Annotated in this window: 14 protein-coding genes; 3 read left to right on the top strand and 11 right to left on the bottom strand. The window is 45.1% G+C overall.

Annotated elements, in window-relative coordinates; genetic code table 11:
- Positions 1-81: 81 nt before the first annotated feature.
- Positions 82-540, top strand: a complete 459-nt coding sequence (locus tag ABWV76_RS18180; protein WP_020412192.1) for a hypothetical protein — start codon at positions 82-84, stop codon at positions 538-540.
- A gap of 112 nt (positions 541-652) precedes the next feature.
- Here ABWV76_RS18180 and ABWV76_RS18185 read toward each other — a convergent pair whose 3' ends face one another.
- The 8 genes from ABWV76_RS18185 to ABWV76_RS18220 all read right to left on the bottom strand — a co-directional run bounded on the left by ABWV76_RS18185 (position 653) and on the right by ABWV76_RS18220 (position 10,188).
- Complete coding sequence (locus ABWV76_RS18185) at positions 653-3,133, bottom strand: TonB-dependent receptor plug domain-containing protein (RefSeq protein WP_353376870.1); 2,481 nt, start codon at positions 3,131-3,133, stop codon at positions 653-655.
- Between the two features lie 549 nt (positions 3,134-3,682).
- Positions 3,683-4,375, bottom strand: coding sequence for an aspartate/glutamate racemase family protein (locus tag ABWV76_RS18190; RefSeq protein ID WP_353376871.1), 693 nt, complete (start codon positions 4,373-4,375; stop codon positions 3,683-3,685).
- 93 nt (positions 4,376-4,468) lie between these two features.
- Positions 4,469-5,287, bottom strand: a complete 819-nt coding sequence (locus ABWV76_RS18195; protein ID WP_353376872.1) for an MBL fold metallo-hydrolase — start codon at positions 5,285-5,287, stop codon at positions 4,469-4,471.
- Positions 5,288-5,464: 177 nt separating this feature from the next.
- On the bottom strand, positions 5,465-5,968 hold the full coding sequence (locus ABWV76_RS18200; RefSeq protein ID WP_245556662.1) for a protein disulfide oxidoreductase: 504 nt from the start codon (positions 5,966-5,968) through the stop codon (positions 5,465-5,467).
- Between the two features lie 16 nt (positions 5,969-5,984).
- Positions 5,985-6,461: a redoxin domain-containing protein gene (locus tag ABWV76_RS18205; RefSeq protein WP_353376874.1), complete on the bottom strand. Its 477-nt coding sequence runs from the start codon at positions 6,459-6,461 to the stop codon at positions 5,985-5,987.
- Between the two features lie 15 nt (positions 6,462-6,476).
- Positions 6,477-6,650: a hypothetical protein gene (locus ABWV76_RS18210; RefSeq protein ID WP_353376875.1), complete on the bottom strand. Its 174-nt coding sequence runs from the start codon at positions 6,648-6,650 to the stop codon at positions 6,477-6,479.
- Entirely contained in the window at positions 6,628-8,646 is a 2,019-nt protein-coding gene (locus ABWV76_RS18215) for a protein-disulfide reductase DsbD family protein (protein ID WP_353376876.1), read from the bottom strand. Before ABWV76_RS18215 ends, ABWV76_RS18210 begins: the two co-directional genes overlap by 23 nt.
- A gap of 513 nt (positions 8,647-9,159) precedes the next feature.
- Positions 9,160-10,188, bottom strand: coding sequence for a glycosyltransferase family 4 protein (locus ABWV76_RS18220; RefSeq protein WP_353376877.1), 1,029 nt, complete (start codon positions 10,186-10,188; stop codon positions 9,160-9,162).
- A gap of 1,231 nt (positions 10,189-11,419) precedes the next feature.
- Between ABWV76_RS18220 and ABWV76_RS18225 the strand changes: the two genes are divergently transcribed.
- Positions 11,420-13,048, top strand: a complete 1,629-nt coding sequence (locus ABWV76_RS18225; protein WP_353376878.1) for a di-heme oxidoredictase family protein — start codon at positions 11,420-11,422, stop codon at positions 13,046-13,048.
- 83 nt (positions 13,049-13,131) lie between these two features.
- Here the strand turns inward: ABWV76_RS18225 and ABWV76_RS18230 are convergent, their stop codons facing one another.
- Positions 13,132-13,620 carry a GFA family protein gene (locus tag ABWV76_RS18230; RefSeq protein ID WP_353056847.1) on the bottom strand — a complete coding sequence of 163 codons (489 nt, stop codon included), beginning with the start codon at positions 13,618-13,620 and terminating at the stop codon, positions 13,132-13,134.
- Positions 13,621-13,772: 152 nt separating this feature from the next.
- On the opposite strand from ABWV76_RS18230, the gene ABWV76_RS18235 reads away from it, so the two are divergent.
- Positions 13,773-14,561, top strand: coding sequence for a class I SAM-dependent methyltransferase (locus ABWV76_RS18235; protein ID WP_282951455.1), 789 nt, complete (start codon positions 13,773-13,775; stop codon positions 14,559-14,561).
- A 376-nt stretch (positions 14,562-14,937) separates the two neighbouring features.
- Here ABWV76_RS18235 and ABWV76_RS18240 read toward each other — a convergent pair whose 3' ends face one another.
- Positions 14,938-15,759 (bottom strand): MBL fold metallo-hydrolase, encoded by an 822-nt coding sequence (locus ABWV76_RS18240; RefSeq protein WP_020412181.1) that lies wholly within the window; start codon positions 15,757-15,759, stop codon positions 14,938-14,940.
- Positions 15,760-16,457: 698 nt separating this feature from the next.
- Positions 16,458-17,147, bottom strand: a complete 690-nt coding sequence (gene tsaA, locus ABWV76_RS18245; protein WP_020412180.1) for a tRNA (N6-threonylcarbamoyladenosine(37)-N6)-methyltransferase TrmO — start codon at positions 17,145-17,147, stop codon at positions 16,458-16,460.
- Positions 17,148-17,160: the final 13 nt, after the last annotated feature.

Genomic DNA, 17,160 nt, shown 5'->3' on the forward strand with positions numbered 1-17,160 from the left:
TACTTAAGGGTATGGCCGTACAAGCGCACGACCTGTTTTTTCCGCCCAATAAAAAGCCAACAGGTACCAAAGGGCAAAATTATGAAAACTTTCAAACAGGCATTTGAAATTATCGAAGACGCTGAGAAATTTCACCTGGACATGGCGAGCCTCTATGAGGATTTGCTTGAGAAATCAGACGACTACCGAACCCAACTATTATTGAAACACATGCTCGAGCATGAGCAACGGATGGCCAGAAACCTTGCCAACTATGGCGAAGTCGCGCAACAAAAAGTGATGAAAACGTGGCTGCAATACACTCACGAGGAGAGTGCAAAGGACTTTATTCGCCACCTACCATTAAGTAATCCACCAACAATCAAAGAAATTAACAATATGGGCCGTGAGGTGGACCGTTACTTCTCCAGCTTGTACGAGGCGGTTTATGGAGCTATAGAGTCAATGGAGGTAAAGGAAATATTCGAAGACCTCAAACAGATCCAGGATAAAGAGCGTATCACCCTTTCAATGGCCACTAACTCCCTTTGGGATATGTAAGTGCTAATTTTTACAATGGACTTTTTATTTAATAAGAATCCGATTATTAGACTCAACCGATTAATCGGCTGAGTCTAATATTTATACGGGCTTAACTACATCGCTGTAGACTTTAAAAATCATACTGTGCACGTAAATAATAAAGTGCACCATTGAAGCCCATAGGTGCAGTCTCTGGGTATTCAGCGCCAGCAACACCAGACCAGGGATTTTTATCAGGATAATTGTTGAACAGATTCTCAGCACCCGCAATCAGGGACAGAGACTCACTAAACTCATAAGCACCCTCAATATCTACTGTCCACTCATCACCAGCATCAATAGGCAAGCTGTAGTCATCCAGATGCGCTTCCCAGTAGCTGCCATAGTAGTTCAGTCGGACTAGACCGCGCCAGCCATCACCTACATGATTAATCGTGGCATTACCACGAACATTTGGTAGTCCATCTTCCAGTTGCCTGAGACGCATATCACTAATCGTCTCTTCCCTATAATCTGTTACTTCAGTATCAGTCCAGTTTGCAGCAAAGCTCAGGTCTGTGGCCTCACCCAGAGGGTAAGTCGCAACCAGGTCAATGCCACGGGTCTTGGTATCAAAGTCATTGGTATAAAAGCGGAAGAAGTCCAAAGAATCAGCGCCGCTAATGCCATCTGCCACTAGCTGAGCACGCTCATCATCACTCAACTTCTGGTCAGCTGACTGCGTAATACGGTCGCTTACGGCTATCTGGAAATAATCCAGGGTAACTTCCCAGTCCCCAGCTGAAACAATAGCGCCAAGAGTAAAGCTCTCGGACTCTTCCGGTTGTAATTGTTTACCGCCTTTCAATTCAGCAATGGGATTAGTGGGGGGGATAGTGCCTTTATTTTGAAGTTGCCCTTCAGTAAAGGCTGTAGTTACGTTACTGATATTTGATTGGGCTGGCGTAGGTGCTCGGAAACCCGTACTGATTGTAGAGCGCAACGCCAATATCTCATTAACTTCATAGTGCCCAGACAACTTGAAGTTAGAAGTGTCACCAAAATCAGAGAAGTCCTCCCAGCGCAGCGCCGCGCCAAGACGTAAGCTATCTGTCGCCTCCAGTTCAAAATCGGTGTAAAGCGCGATATTGTCGCGATCAAAAGTACCCACTACTTCCGGTCCAAAACCTGGGAATCCATTTGATCCAATCGAAAATTCCTGCTCGGTTAAGGGGCCTTTGTACCAGGAGGCTTCATCTCCCAAATTAACTTCAAATTCTTCTTCTCGCCACTCAAAACCGCCAGCCATATACAATGTCTTGCCAGCAATCTCTGTAGCTTTAGTGAGATCGATATTAAAGTTTGTCTCAGTTTGTGCATAGCCGCCAGGGCTGAACTTAGTTGGGGTGTCCGGCCCCATGGTGGCATTTACAGTATTGTAGATATTGAAATCTACTTTGTTATGCCCTCTGCTGGCGCTAACGTCATAACCAATACCACTGGCAAATTCACCCCGCAGGCCGAAGACCATAGAATAATCTTCTAAATCACCACCAAAACGAGGCGTAAAACCGCCGGGAAGTATTTCCGTAAAAGAGAAACATTCATCTAAGTCATGAGCTTCGGATACAGAAACGCTCTCACAACTGTCGGTACCATTCGTTGGATCGAGATCACCGATCAGTGGATTTCCCTCATCATCCGCGTAAACACCTGACCGAGTTTCTGGGTTACGAAAATAAAATCCACCGTCTGTGGAGCGACTGGCATAATTGCCAAAAGCATATACCTCCGCCTTATCACTCAGTTCAATAGCACTGTTGATAAAGAACTTGGTGTCATCATTAACTTCTGGTTGCCCCCAAATTTGTGCAGGGTTAGCAACGAAAGTATTGCCATCGGCGATCAGCTGCGCAGCATCATCCCGCTGAGTGCTTCGGCTAGTAGAGTCCTGCTCACGATACTCCATACTGAAATTCACAAAGCCCGAATCAGTCAATGGCAGGCCAAAGTTGGCGGCAACCATACTCTGATCACCATCACCCTCAGCAGTAGTCGCATGCTTGACTTCCACCGAGCCACCCTCAGCAGCATCCTTCAGCTGAAAGTTAATCACACCGGCAATGGCATCAGACCCGTACTGTGCAGCTGCACCATCACGTAAGACCTCCACCTGCTTCAGGGCAATTGCAGGAATGGCTGAAATATCCGGCCCCTGGGCGCCATCAGATACACCACTGCCGAGGAAAGCAATCACAGAAGCTCGGTGACGGCGCTTGCCGTTTACCAGAACCAGGGTGCTATCCGGTGGTAGTCCGCGCAGGTTGGCAGGGCGCACAATCGATGCAGCATCAGAGATTGGCTTAGCATTCACATTGTAGGAAGGCACGACGTTGCGCAACAGGTTATTAAGATCGCCATCTCCCTGATTCACAAATTCATCGCCAGTGACAACATCAATCGGTGCAGATGAGTCTGTAGCCGAGCGGCCTTCAACTCGAGTACCTATTGTGATTACTTCCTCTATAAGTGCATCTTCAGCGATAACGGGGCTGGACACTGCAGCTACCGCCATCGCCAGCAGCGATGGAGCGCCACAAGATGCCAACCAACGCCTCTTGTTTACTTTCATGAAATTACCCTGTTAATTATCTGTTTTATCTTCCTAGCCAAACTACCCAACCTACCTGACACTCAAAATATATTGCTAGCGAAAAATCACTATTAGAAAAAAGTACATTTAAAGCTGGCCAACACTACAACGGACAACATACTGCAGGAGTTAGTATACCGACCGAAGATTATCATCATTAATGATCACTGCAAAAAGCGTGACACAAATAGAAAGTGCCAGTAAAAATGAGAAATTAAAATACCTAAATAACAGATATTGACAATTTAAATCATGCCTTATCTGATTAAATCGACATTTATGTCATTCATAACAACCGACATATGCCTGGATCAATTTAAATTTTATTTAAATCGGTTATGGAACTTAAAAGAGTGAACCTCTATTCGGAAGAGTGAAATCAACAAGACCAGAATAATTTGATTCGATAATCAAACAAGCCATCCTAAAGAGAGTGAAGTTCTGAAAAGAAATTACATTAGAGGGCAATAGTTAAGAATCACCCAGCACTAAATTGAGTAATTCTCAACGTTGCAATCGGCTTTTTAGTTATGAAAGAGCAAACTCAACCGCCTTAGCCGCATGAATTTGAGTAGTATCAAGGAGGGTAACCTCGATATCATCCTGAGTGACCAACAAGCCTATTTCAGTACACCCAAGAATCACAGCCTCAGCCCCCCTATCTGACAAAGATTGAATAATTCTCAGATACTCTTTTTTGGAATCTTCACGCAAGTCTCCCTTGCAAAGCTCATCGAAGATAATCGAATGTACCTTTTTTCGATCACTCCTTTCAGGAACAATAACTGCTACCCCATATTTACTCTGGATTCTCTCCCGATAAAAGTCCTGCTCCATTGTGAATGCAGTACCCAGCAATCCAACTTTTTTCATTCCCTTCTGGACAAGAACCTCGGCCGTAGCATCGGCAATATGTAACAACGGAATATTAATCGATAGCTCTACCTGGCTGGCCACTTTATGCATGGTGTTGGTACATATCAATACACAGTCTGCGCCCGCCGCCTGGATGCTCTGAGCAGATCTGGCCAGTAACTGCCCTGATTCCTCCCACTCTCCAGCAACTTGCAATTTTTCAATTGCCGCAAAATCCACACTGTATAGAATAATCTCAGCCGAGTGCAGTCCTCCAAGCTGACGATTAACCCCTTGATTAATCAATTGATAATAAGTCTGGGTACTCTCCCAACTCATACCACCGAGTAATCCCAACTTTTTCAAATTCCTATTCCTTATACTTTTATAAGATTGATTTTTTTAACACGGCTGAGACTCACCCACAAGACACTCTATCGTTCATACTTAAAGAGAAATCTATTTGGAATACTTGGATGGATCAAATGCCATACATGAAGCGATCAGATTTCTTTTACTGAAATTATATCCGGACAACAAACCCATTAAATTCTCGCGCCCCAGAAGCTTTTTGGTAATCTGTTTGAGTGGCAGCCCTTGTCGACCGAGTTCTTGTGCTGCGCTGGACAGTTCCAACAAATAGTCATATTTATCCTGCAGACGCTTTTTTCCATTCTCAACCATTCCCCGATGCGGACAGAGCATCAGTTCGAAATCATACTCAAGCACCCTGCGGATACTTTGCATCAGGGTCGGGATACTTTCATCTTTGCGCAACAGCTTTAGATGGCTGGCAACATAGAGGTCCGCAGTAAAAATCCAGCCGCGATCCTGCATCAGATAACAAGTCATATCCTTCGCATGCCCTGGAGCTGGTATGGGAATTACTTTCTCACCAGCTATGCGCAGATCCTTCGGTAATTCTGCAGCTTCAGCCAATCCCGCAGCCCCCCATATCAGACGCTGTATTGGCGGTATGCGAAAACCCCTCTTTAGGATTTCGACAGTTGCTTTGGGAGCCCGAGGCTGAATACCCGTAAGTTTATAAATGGAGCCGGCATTACCACTGTGGTCCTCATGGTGGTGAGTTAACAACAGTTGTTTGAAAGGCTTATTCTTAACAAACCACTTCACGTATTTCCACTGATTACTGGGACCAGCATCAACAATGGTGTCCTTCAATCGATATACGATAAACGTCGTATTGATTCCAAAGTCAAACCTGCCAACCCTTTGTGCATCCAGGTCCTTATAGTCAAAAGAATCAATAACCGACACACAACCCTCCGGCACTGGAAAGTAGGCATTGAAATCTCACCTCAGGAAAGGCATATCGTGCCATCCTGCTGATTATCCTGTTTGGAGTTCAGTAAATCGGTAAATCAGCAAATTTTCTTCAGGCGACATTCCGGCTCTCGCTCTTAAGAAAAACCGAATCCAGCCAAAATAAGCCTGCTATTCAGTCAACTCCAAGCGCAGCTTCAGTCCCAGCTTGGTAGTAGTGCCGCTGGTTACCCAGGCTATCTTTCCATCACTCCCTACAATAACCATAGTCGGTGTAACCCTGACCCCCCAAAGGGCACTGGTAACTCCTCCGGGGTCATTGATCGTGGGGAATTTTAAGTTGTAGCGCTGCATATACTCTTCCACCACCTCCTCTGACCCAGACTGCATAGCGATACCAATAACCTGGTGCTCACGGGCCAACTCAGAAATTTTTGGAGAAACTATACGACAGTAGGGGCACCAGGTTGCCCAAAAATAGATAAGTACCGGTCCCTGGGTTGTCATCTGCTGAAGGTCGAGGAGATTGCCGTGAAGTGACTCCCCCTTAAGGGGAGGTGCCTGCTCTTTTGGTACATCTCGCTGCTGATAGTAAGCAACTGCTGTTGTCACCAGAATCGCAAGCAAGGCGAAGACTGCAAATTTTCCCGCCAGCCGAACCCAGTGATCCCGCACCTCTACCACCTCTTCTCTAATACTTTACACTGCAACCATAGGCCCTGGATGATGACCGTGGAACGACTTTTCCTTTGAGGGATGCATCCAGGGCAGCAGAGACATAATTGTGGGAATTGGCGATAACTGAGGGGTTTGCTGAGTCATTGTCATCAATTGCCCCTGCATATACCACTTTCCCTTCAGGATTAATAATAAACATATGTGGTGTTGTCTTGGCACCGAAGGCACGCCCCATTTCACCACTGGTATCCAATAAAAAAGGTCTACTGGCACTTAAATTATGGGTTTTGGCCACACTAAGTGCCTCTGCCGGCTCCAGGTATCCCTGCTTGCCTTCGGCGGAAGAAATAACTGTTAACCATCTAACATCCTGCTCAGTATATTTTTTCTGCAGGAATTGCATATTACCACTGCCATAATGTTTCTTTACATAGGGACAATCTTTGTTAAACCATTCAATTACAAGCCATTGACCCGCATAATCTGCCAATGAATGCTTATCCCCCTAAGCATCAACAACTGAGAAATCTGGCGCCTTTTCGCCCGGTACGGCAGTTGCCGCCACACTGGATGAGAGCAATAAAAAAAACCATAACCAGCCTTTCGAGAAGAGGCTGCTATTTATAATCTTCATACCCATGACCAGTTGCCCTTTTCTATTTGCTTTTTCTTTTTTCATTGAATAAATCGGCGATTATGGATTCCTGCAATATTTGTGGCAAAAGCTGTGGTTCTCTGGATCCAGCTGGATACCAGGCGTAGACCGGCACAGAATTACGTCCCAAGGCAGCCAAAGCCTCTGTGATTTCTGGGTCCTGCCTGGTCCAATCCGCGCGGAGTAGCAAAACCTTATTCTTATGGAATAATCTTTGTACTTCAGGCGTATCCAAAACTAGTTTTTTATTCACTTGACAGGTAATACACCATGCCGCAGTGTAGTCGATAAATACTGGACGCCCCTCTTCCAAGGCCTGATCCAATAAACTGCGATCATACTCCTGCCAACCGGCAGCAACCTTGGAAAACGTCTTCTCTTTCGGGGTTAAGGTCGAATAGCCAATCACCAAAAAAGTCAGCATCAATATCCATGCAATAATACGGCCGATACGTGAAAAGTTATATCCGAGCCATAAAGTGAAAGTAACTGCCAACAATAATAAGGCACCGATTAACCAACCGCTCTCCCCCAGAATCCTCCCCAGCACCCAAAGCAGCCAGATGACAGTCGCGTAGAGAGGAAAAGCCAGGAATTGGCGCAGCTTTTCCATCCATGGACCGGGCCTCGGCAACCGCTTTAAAAGAACTGGGCTGGCACAGAGTAAGACAAAAGGTGCGGCAAGACCCATCCCCAATCCTAGAAAAATAAGCAGTGCTTCAACCGCCGGCAATACAGCCGCGGTACCCAATGCAACTCCCATAAAAGGCCCTGTACAGGGAGCCGCTACGAATACAGCCAACACCCCAGTTGCAAAAGAGCCCCCCCGGCTGACGCCAGCTAGATTTACCAGGCGGTGCCCGAACTCAAAGACACCACTGAACGACAAACCCATAAGCCAGAAAAGTGCTATCAGCGCCATTACCACCGGAGCGGATTGCAATTGGAACCCCCAACCGATAGCCGCACCCCATGAGCGAAGTACCAGAAGCAATACTCCCAAGGCGATAAATGTAGTAAGCACCCCAGCGCCATATAAAAGCCCCTCTCGCCACCTGCCACTCTCGCTATAGCCCTCGTTTACCAATCCCAATAACTTGATGGAAAGTACGGGAAAAACACAGGGCATCAAATTTAAAATAATCCCACCTGCTAGGGCAGCGAGGACCAGAAGCCATAGAGGGCGCGACTTTGCTTCTGGCATTGCTGTACCAAACGAAACTCTATCCAGGCGCCAGGCACGAGTACCATCCGTTAACACAAAATCCGCAGATTCACTCAAGGCAGCACCAGGTTGGCGCCCAAAAGTATAATCCAGCGTCTTTCCTTCCCGCTGAAGTTTCGGCTTTGACGCGGTAAATAGGTCACCATTTATGGGGAATACTTTAGGTGCTTTAGATGCCGTTTCCGACTCGAGTAATAGATGAATTCGATCTTTGCCTTGCGCCGCCAGAGAAATCGGTTTCCAGGGGCTATACACACTTGACTGGGGAACCCTCTTTGCAAAGTGATTCCGCAAATCCAGGTTCGCTGAAGACCAGCGAGTCTCATCTGATACCGGGCGGGTTAAGGTCATAGTGCCAAACCCGGGAATACATTCTATTTTGCACACAAGCCATTCAAGCTCGGCGCTTAAGGCAATTACCTTGCCTCCCCTGTCAGGAGTTAAATCGAACAGGTAGGCGACATTCCCTTCATACCCTAGGTTGGTCAGGTGCTCTATCTTGAGACGAGAGGGGAATGGCCACTCAATTGCCCCTACCTCGGCTCCATTTGGAGTTATGGTGAATCGCGGTGCCGCCCCCGAGTCCCCGGGATTACGCCAGTAAACGTGCCAGCCGGGGTCAACTTCAAAGTAGAAACCGATTTTTTCACTGGCTCGATCTACAAAACTTGAAGGCGCCAACCAACGAACAGTAACATGGTCTCCAGATATACTTTCCTGGGCAATGAGATGTGTACTTCCCGCCAGTAGTAAAAAACCCAGGATATTTATTAAAAAATTTCTTCTATCAATCACAATTGTCGCTTCCTCGGCGGCATTGTTCCTGGAATTGTTACAACACATACTCCGACAGTCTGGGATTAAGTCACAAACTATGACATAACCTGACTCAGGTGTCGTATGTTCTCATTATAAGTGTATGGCGGACATTTCCTTGCTTGTGATATTGATGGCGTCTCCTAAGCCTCTCTAATCATTTTGAATGATCAATTCCCTGACGCCAAGCAAATTCGCACACCGATAAAGCCCTAATAGCCATCCTGAGATTCCAGGAGATCCATGCTGTACAAGCGAATATAACGGCTTATATCCAAAAAATAATTGAAAATTATACCGAGGTTTTACAGATTGCAGCTCAAGGTGATGTGATCGATATAATAAAACTGAAACACCAAATGATTGAGAAGGTAAATGTCTAACCATATATAATGGCCAATCTATAAGTTTATACTTAAACACTACAGATCAAATTTACCGAAAACCAGCCTCTTAAATTATAAAAAATTCATCCTATGGTATGAATGAAAACTAGAACTCCACAGCAACCGGCTCTTCCACCCTGACAGGCACCAACCCGGAGAGAAAGTCTTCCGTAGCAACATCCCACGAAAAAGTTCTGGCATGGGCAATACAATCTTCTCCTTTAAGTAAAAGAGCGCGCTCAATCGCCACTTTCAGATTTTTATGCACTACTCCTACAGGAGCATCACCAATAATATCTTTTGGGCCAGTAACTGGGTAAGCAGCAACAGGTAAACCACAGGCCAATGCCTCAAGATTAACCAGGCCAAAAGTATCAGTTAAGGAGGGAAATACAAAAACATCTGCACTGCTATAGCATTCTGTCAGCGCCTCCCCCTCACGAACCCCCATGTAAATTGCTGATGGGAATTTTCTTTTTAATATATTTAATTGGGGACCATCCCCTACGATAACCTTAGTTCCCGGAAGCTCAAGCGAGAGAAATTTTTCCAGTGATTTTTCAACGGCAACACGCCCCACATTCAACATAACAGGCCTAGGCAAACCATCGAAGACTGTCGACTCTACTGGACGAAATTTATCCAACTCCACTCCACGCCGCCAGTGTCTTACCCTGGTAATCCCCATAGCCTTAGCTTCAGATGCCATGCCATCTGTTGTTACCATTGTGTGCGCCGCTGACTGATGAAACCGCAATAAAAGATTATGTAACCAGCTGACAGGAATTTTTACTCGGATTGATATATATTCTGAAAGTCTGGAAAGCCAAGAAGTAGTAAATCTTAGACCGCGTTGTTTACAATAACCTCGCACCGCCCATCCCACCGGGCCCTCTGTCATAATATGAATAGCATCAGGGCAAAACTCATCCACAATCCGGGTTACTCTTTGCCCAGGGAAAACTGCAATTTTTATTTCCTGGTATCCTGGCCATGGAAAGGCCATACAATCATCAGCTGATAATATTTTAACCTCATGCCCGCGTAAGGTGAGTTCTTTATAAGTCTTATCAAGAACTCTGGAAACACCATTTAATTGCTGTGGGTATGTATCAGTGGCGATTAATATCTTCATATCTGATACTCCTTAACTACAACATACAACAAAGTTGCTACTCAAACCTTGCACTCCCTTATTTGACAATACCTCAAATAGACAACGGTGATATAAACAGGATATTTTTTCAATTAAAATTACGAACATATTTCCTGAAATTCCCTATTTATCTTTAGATGCTCAATTTTCTGTGCATCAGAATCCATTTCAGCAACTTACTTCCAATAATAAAAACACTTTCCCCAACGAACTCACTTCAGACAGACCCAAACTGGATATTGAGCGACAATACCTCTAATATACCAGCTCAAGAGCCTGTGTTTTCTTTCAACTAATCTTTCTTTTTTTTTCATAAAACTAAAGCAAAACTCTCTTCCAGTTGGGCTACCCTACTTCACAACCAGCCTGAAAATCTCACACACTTATAAATCAAACAAACTTTATTAATCACTAAATCCCATAATTTAGATAACCTTGAGCATGTACCATGCCCCCGGAACTATAGCAGTCAGAACAGGTAAAACTATCTCACTCTTTACTTATTGAAATATATGTCAAAGAAGCAATAATTCACGCCACATTAATGTAATTTACGCCATTCTCCAGTTTTAACAGATTTCTAGTCTAAACCACTAATCACCTTAATTAGCTCACAGCTTTCCAAAAGAAGGAAAGAACGCCAAAATGTCGAGGCCTAAGATACCTGTGAGCCACAATCTTCCCAGCAATCCCCTCACCGCTTCCTGCATCCTTATTTTTTACACATTTCGCATTCACACCTCACAGATTCTCCCCACTCACTGCCAACTTGAAGATCTACATTTGGAAAATTTTATTCATAATCACGGAACTACAGGATAAAACATGACAACTAAGACATGTCAGACAATTACAACAGAGTTGTGCAAGCACGCAACGGGTTATGGGCAAAAATAAATATTCGGGGTTGGAGCCTGGGCTGGAAGTAATAATCAATCCTGGGCAAAAGATGGGTCTTCTCAATTATATTTCCCGATTTTTAAGCCTAAGGTCTCGAACATTTTTTTTTCAAGGCCTGCATGGATGCACTTTAGTTCTATGAAAGTGCACCTAATGAGACTGAAAAATTTAAATTTTCAATGAATAGGCAATTATTCCTATAGCTGACTGTTTAGCCACAGGAAAGTAGTCAATTCAGTCTCATATCAAGCGTATCTGCATAGACATAATCGCTCCATCCATGTCTCATCAGAATCGGGAGATACAGTTAATGATTTCCAAAAAGCATCTATTACCTATTTCAATGGCACTATCAGCCCTATTGTTTACCCCGGTACCCATATTGGCTGACTTTGGTTCCAAACACGATAAAAACCGAGTTCCCAAGAATGCCAGAAAAGGACCCAGACCATCCCGGCAACAGCCCTTTGATTTCAGTGAAATCTTTAATACTGTGCAAATCCTCGAGGCCGGTGCTGTAGAGAGGCACCTTGGTGGCCACCTGGAGCAATCGGAGTTGGAAGCCATGGATCCCATAGAGGCCTATGTGCACGCCTTTGAGGAGGGGGATGAACTGTTCGAAATGAATTACAACGCCCTAGACGGAGTTGGAGTCAACGTCGGCAATGGTAAACGCTTTACCAGTTTTCCAAGGCCGGATCTAAAAGGCCCCATGGCCTGGGCCAATATCCTACCGCACAGGACCACCGGTCCAAATGGTGACTCCTGTATTAGTTGCCACAATGTACCCGTGGCCGATGGCGGTGGTGGTGTGAATGACAATGTGATCCGTATGGACCCGGAACGTAAACAAAAAGGCTTTATCGAGCGTCAATCGCCACACCTCTTTGGCATGGGGGCGGTACAGCTAGTTGCTGAAGAAATGACCACGGAACTGCATACACTACGCGACGACGCCATCTCCGAAAGTTGTAACTCAGGAGAAAGTCATATAGTGGAAATGATAACCAAGGGGGTTAACTTTGGTGAAATCAGTGTCTCCTGTGGAAATGTAAATTACGATAATCTCGATGGCATTGATACAGACCTGGTTGTTCGTCCTTTTGAGTGGAAAGGGCTCACGGGTTATGTCCGCGCCTTTGTACGTGGAGCTGCTCACCAGGAACTTGGCATGCAAGCTACAGAGCTGGTGGGGGATGCCGATAGCGATTTTGACTCAGTAACCAACGAACTCAGTGTTGGGGATATCACTGCACTGGCCATTTATAATGCCGCCCAACCTCGTCCCGTTACCAAGCTTGAACTCAATAGTGTAATCAGCACATTGAGTGAAGAGGAACAGGAGACTTACGGTCTACCACTTAGCGAAGCTGATATTGCCGGCATTCAAAACGGTGAAGTGATTTTTAATTCTATTGACTGTGCTTCCTGCCACAGCCCTGAAATGGAAGTGGCATCACCAATATTTTACGAGCCCTCCAAGCATGCCAGCTTCCGTGACGAGACATACCCAGCAGGAGACATTGCCGGCCTGCCGACAACTTCACTACAGTTCAACCTACTGACTGATATTCTCGATAACCCTCAGGAACTCGCCTCAGGACAAACCCTGGGACAATTTGAAGAATCTGAAAATGGTGGGGCTATTGTACGTCTATATGGCGACCTTAAACGGCACGATATGGGTAGGGCCATGGCGGAGGAGTTCGACGAGGGCAATGTAGGCGCATCAGTGTTCCTAACGGAAAACTTGTGGGGCGTAGGTTCTACAGCCCCCTACTTACACGACGGACGCGCAACAACGATGACCGAAGCCATTCTCTATCACGGTGGTGAAGCTCAATCCAGTAAAGAACAGTTTGATGCATTGAGTGATACAGAAAAAGCCGACCTTCTGAGCTTTCTCAATAACCTGGTTCTCTACCTAGCCCCAGAATAACTTGCCTGAACAACACAATGAAGCGGGGCGGCCAAATGGCTCGCTCCGCCTCTCTTCATTTAATATCATCATTGGGTAATGACCTACACATTAAGATGACGGCATTTGTGCCATTCTGCCAGGGATTCCTCGGGGTAAGCGTCGAAGCTTTGATCACTCTCGTGAATATCTGGCTCTATCCAAGGCCTGGCATACTGCAACATCATGTGGGTCCGCTCAGGAGGGATAGGCAACTCGGTATCTATAGCTGAGGCAAAGGGATGTACCAGCTCTGGCCAACGTGGATCCCAGAGCCAAAGTGCACTGCCACACCTGGAACAAAAATGGCGTTGAGCTGGACTTTCAAAAACCTCACTCCGCTCAGGACACTCTACTCTAGCCTGATAAACCGATAAAAATTCCTTGCCATCAACCTTCATGGAATTGAAATCTCCTCCCAAGTTTATTGCGTAGCCCCCTCCCCCAGCAGTCTTGCGACATATTGAGCAGTAACAGCGATTGAAAGGATAGGGTTGCTCGGAGTTCAAGGTGAACCGCACCGACTGACAATGACAAGAACCTTTAAGTTTCACGATATCCCTCCCTGAAATTTCATCCCTGATCAAGTCTAATTTACAGATATGCTTTTACCGACAGAAAAGCAACTCGCGGTTATCCCTTCCTGTAATTGTATTTGGGCTAGACTGAGAAACTCCCACCGAATAAGCAACAGGGTGCCAAAACCATGGATAAGCCCATCAGACACGATAAATGGCAGGCTCAGGAATATGTAAAAGCGTCCTCCATGCAGTGGCGCCATGCAATGGAAGCCATACAACGTTGCAACTATCAAAAGGCCAGTGCCATTCTCGATGTCGGCTGTGGCGATGGCAGAATCACCCATTATCTAGCCGAACGCCTTGAGAATGGTAAAATTATCGGTGTGGATCTCACTGAAGATATGATTCACCACGCCCGTAAAGTCCACACTGGCATACCCAATCTTTCCTTCGAGCAGATGAGTGCCGACGAAATTCAGTTCAATGAGCAGTTCGACATTATTTTTTCCTTCAGCTGCCTACATTGGGTGGCAGACCAGAAGAAGGTCTGGGATGGCTTCTATAAGCACTTAAAGGAAGGTGGCAAGATTGTGGTCGGTTTTCAGGTTGGTCATGAGAATTTCTGGGATACAGTATACGAATTCCAACACGATAATGACTGGCAACCATATTTTGAGAGTTTTCTCGATCCCTACAACCACTATACGCTCAACGAAATGCGCAATTATATCGAAGGGTCAGGATTTTACCTACCCAGGATTGATGAAATTCATCATGTGGAAAACTTTGGGACCCGAGACACGCTCACAGCGTTTTTCTTATCTTGGGTACCCCAGTTTAGACATTTGCAGCCCCCGCAAAGAGAAAAGTTTTCTCATCAAGTCATGAGTAAATATTTTAAAAAGATAGAGCCCAAGACTCGCAAAAATGCAGGAATAAGAATCAAAAGATTTATTATTGAAGCAGAAAAATAATATAAAAACAGATTTACATACAGTACTCCGGACCAAAAACAAGGTATATCGTTCATTCATCACCTGGCGCCCCAAGAAACCTCGCCACCATCTAGCTTGCGACCAACACCAGATATAATCCCTCCTCACTGATTATTGATCATATACCCAGTGCAATGCTATCCAAAACTACTATATTGAGCACCGACCACCTCCAGTGTATGCGAAGTGAAAATAATTCCAACCAACAACTATAAAAATCAAAATAGCAGTAGAGGCCTTTACGCACCTAAATCCAAAGCAACTTAATTAACCCCTCAAAGGCAATCAAATCAATGAAACCAAGCCGACCTAAAAACTATTATACTAAGGACATTAAAAATTTCTTAGAGAGGCATTAAAATCGAGGCATTTCATCAAGATTAACATTCAAACAGGAAGCAATGAGGTTTCTCTTGCAAAAATTATAACCGGTGAGTTTGCTAACCAAACCCTCTTTACCCAGCAGACGCAAAGTACTTTCTTCCAGGGACAGACCCTTTTTTTGTAAATTTTGTGCATCACCAGTTAAGTTTAGCAGGAATTCATATTTCTCATTAAGCTGCTTCCACCCATTCTCTACCACTCCTCGATGCGGACAGAGAATTACGTCGAACTCCTGATCAAGTACCCCTTTAATACTTTTCAGTAAAGTGGGGATATGCTCATCTATCCGCAAAAATTTGAGGTAATTGGCAATATAAAGATCCGCACTGAATAGCCAACCGCGATTCGGTATTAAATAGCAAGTCATATCCTTAGCATGCCCTGGACTAAACAGAGGTACAACTCTTTCTTTACCAATAAAGATATTCCCGGGCAGCGGCGCCACTTCTGCTTTGCCCGCAGTACCCCAGAAGAGTTTCTGCATGGGCGGTATGCGAAACCCCTTCCTGAGAATACTAATGGTTTGCTCAGGAGCCAAAGCCTGGACACCGGTCAGGCGGTGGATAAGTCCAGCATTACCGCTATGATCTTCATGGTGATGGGTGAGCAAAAGCTGGTTGATGGGACCACTTTGGATAAAAGATTTGACATAGCGCCACTGATTACTGGGCCCTGTGTCAATCACTGTGCCATTCAGCCGATATACAACAAAAGTGGTGTTGACTCCCATATTAAAGCGGCCAACTCGCAACGCATCAAGATCCTGGTAGCGAAAGGATTCACGTACAGACATGGGGTACCCTCTAAATCAATGAGCGCTATTCTTATGTGGTTATAGTAAAGAGGAAATTGCAATTTCCCTGAAAATACGTGACATATTACTACTTCAAAGGTAACCAGAGAAATCCAACGACATGCTTTTGGATGCACTTGAAAAAAGCATGCCCGAACAGTCACATCATGAGTTGACTTATTACATATGATTTTTTGAGCATTTTTTTCGTGTAAAGTAATTTTTAAGAACACCCCCTTTCTATAAGGGACAAAAAATAAATGATTTAAGTAAATCACACGCAGGCCTCACCCAAACAATCGAGCCATTAGCATATAGGTAAACATTTACCTAAAAGAAAAAACTCCCAGGCAGAACCTTATAAATATTTATATTATCCGCTACGGTTATAATTTCACTATTGCCACAATCGCCTAGAAAGCTATTTACTCAAACCGCGAAGAACTCTTTTAAGTGCCTTTAAAAATTGTGCACCTAATTTTAGAAAACGATTGCAAACATTCAGGCCCCTATTTTCAAGTTAACCTAAAAATCACCCTCAAATTATCTCCAAGTAAAATTGATTCCGCATAGTATTACTCATGTATTGGACTTATATTAGACTCCAACGCTAGCAGCTACATTGAAATAACTGAAAGTGGATATCCTGTTTTTACCAGACATATAGGGACACCCTAAGATAGAAAATTTAAGGCATCTTACAGAGCAACTAAGGAGACCACTTCTATTCCCTTCCCGGTATAGCGCCAGCAAAGATTAAAACCACACAGCTTCATCCCATAGACACGCTTAGGATCTGTCCGCTGATAAGCAGGCCTGGGATCTTGGGCCAGTACTTGCTCAATTAACCGTGGTAAATCTGTTCCCCAGTCATCGCAGAACTCCCTTGCCTGGTGCAGAATCTCCTCGGGGATAAACACAGGGGTCAATTCAGGAGCGGCACCGGCAAAAGCACTCTCTGCGGATGGTAATGCATCGGCATAGGGCACATAGGGCTTGATATCCAATACCGGGGTGCCATCTACCAGGTCAGCCCCAGCAACAACCAATTCAACTTTTGGTGAGGTTCGCACTTCTACCAAACGGACTACAGAAAGGCCTATATTGTTTGGCCTAAATGGTGAGCGGGTAGCGAGTACGCCGAGCTTTTTATTACCACCCAATCGCGGGGGACGTACTTTGGCAGACCACTGCCCAGCTGCCTGGTGAAACAGAAATACCACCCATATATGGCTATTCTCCTCCAGACCCGCTACCGCATCCGCTACATTCAATGGTGATAATAGTTCAATACTTGCACGACTGGCGTCGGCAAGCATTGGCTGCCGGGGCACACCAAATTTCTCACCAAAGCAGGAATGCACACGCCCTATAGGCTCAACAACCATGGAAATTCCAAGT

Source organism: Microbulbifer sp. NBRC 101763 (assembly GCF_040371615.1).
Taxonomy (GTDB): domain Bacteria; phylum Pseudomonadota; class Gammaproteobacteria; order Pseudomonadales; family Cellvibrionaceae; genus Microbulbifer; species Microbulbifer variabilis.

Bases quoted from the DNA above. Each gene is read 5' to 3' on its own strand.
- ABWV76_RS18180 (WP_020412192.1), top strand. From the start codon at position 82: ATGAAAACTTTCAAACAGGCATTTGAAATTATCGAAGACGCTGAGAAA.
- ABWV76_RS18185 (WP_353376870.1), bottom strand. From the start codon at position 3,133: ATGAAAGTAAACAAGAGGCGTTGGTTGGCATCTTGTGGCGCTCCATCG.
- ABWV76_RS18210 (WP_353376875.1), bottom strand. From the start codon at position 6,650: ATGAAAAAAGAAAAAGCAAATAGAAAAGGGCAACTGGTCATGGGTATG.
- ABWV76_RS18220 (WP_353376877.1), bottom strand. From the start codon at position 10,188: ATGAAGATATTAATCGCCACTGATACATACCCACAGCAATTAAATGGT.
- ABWV76_RS18225 (WP_353376878.1), top strand. From the start codon at position 11,420: ATGATTTCCAAAAAGCATCTATTACCTATTTCAATGGCACTATCAGCC.
- ABWV76_RS18235 (WP_282951455.1), top strand. From the start codon at position 13,773: ATGGATAAGCCCATCAGACACGATAAATGGCAGGCTCAGGAATATGTA.
- ABWV76_RS18240 (WP_020412181.1), bottom strand. From the start codon at position 15,759: ATGTCTGTACGTGAATCCTTTCGCTACCAGGATCTTGATGCGTTGCGA.
- tsaA (WP_020412180.1), bottom strand. From the start codon at position 17,147: ATGGTTGTTGAGCCTATAGGGCGTGTGCATTCCTGCTTTGGTGAGAAA.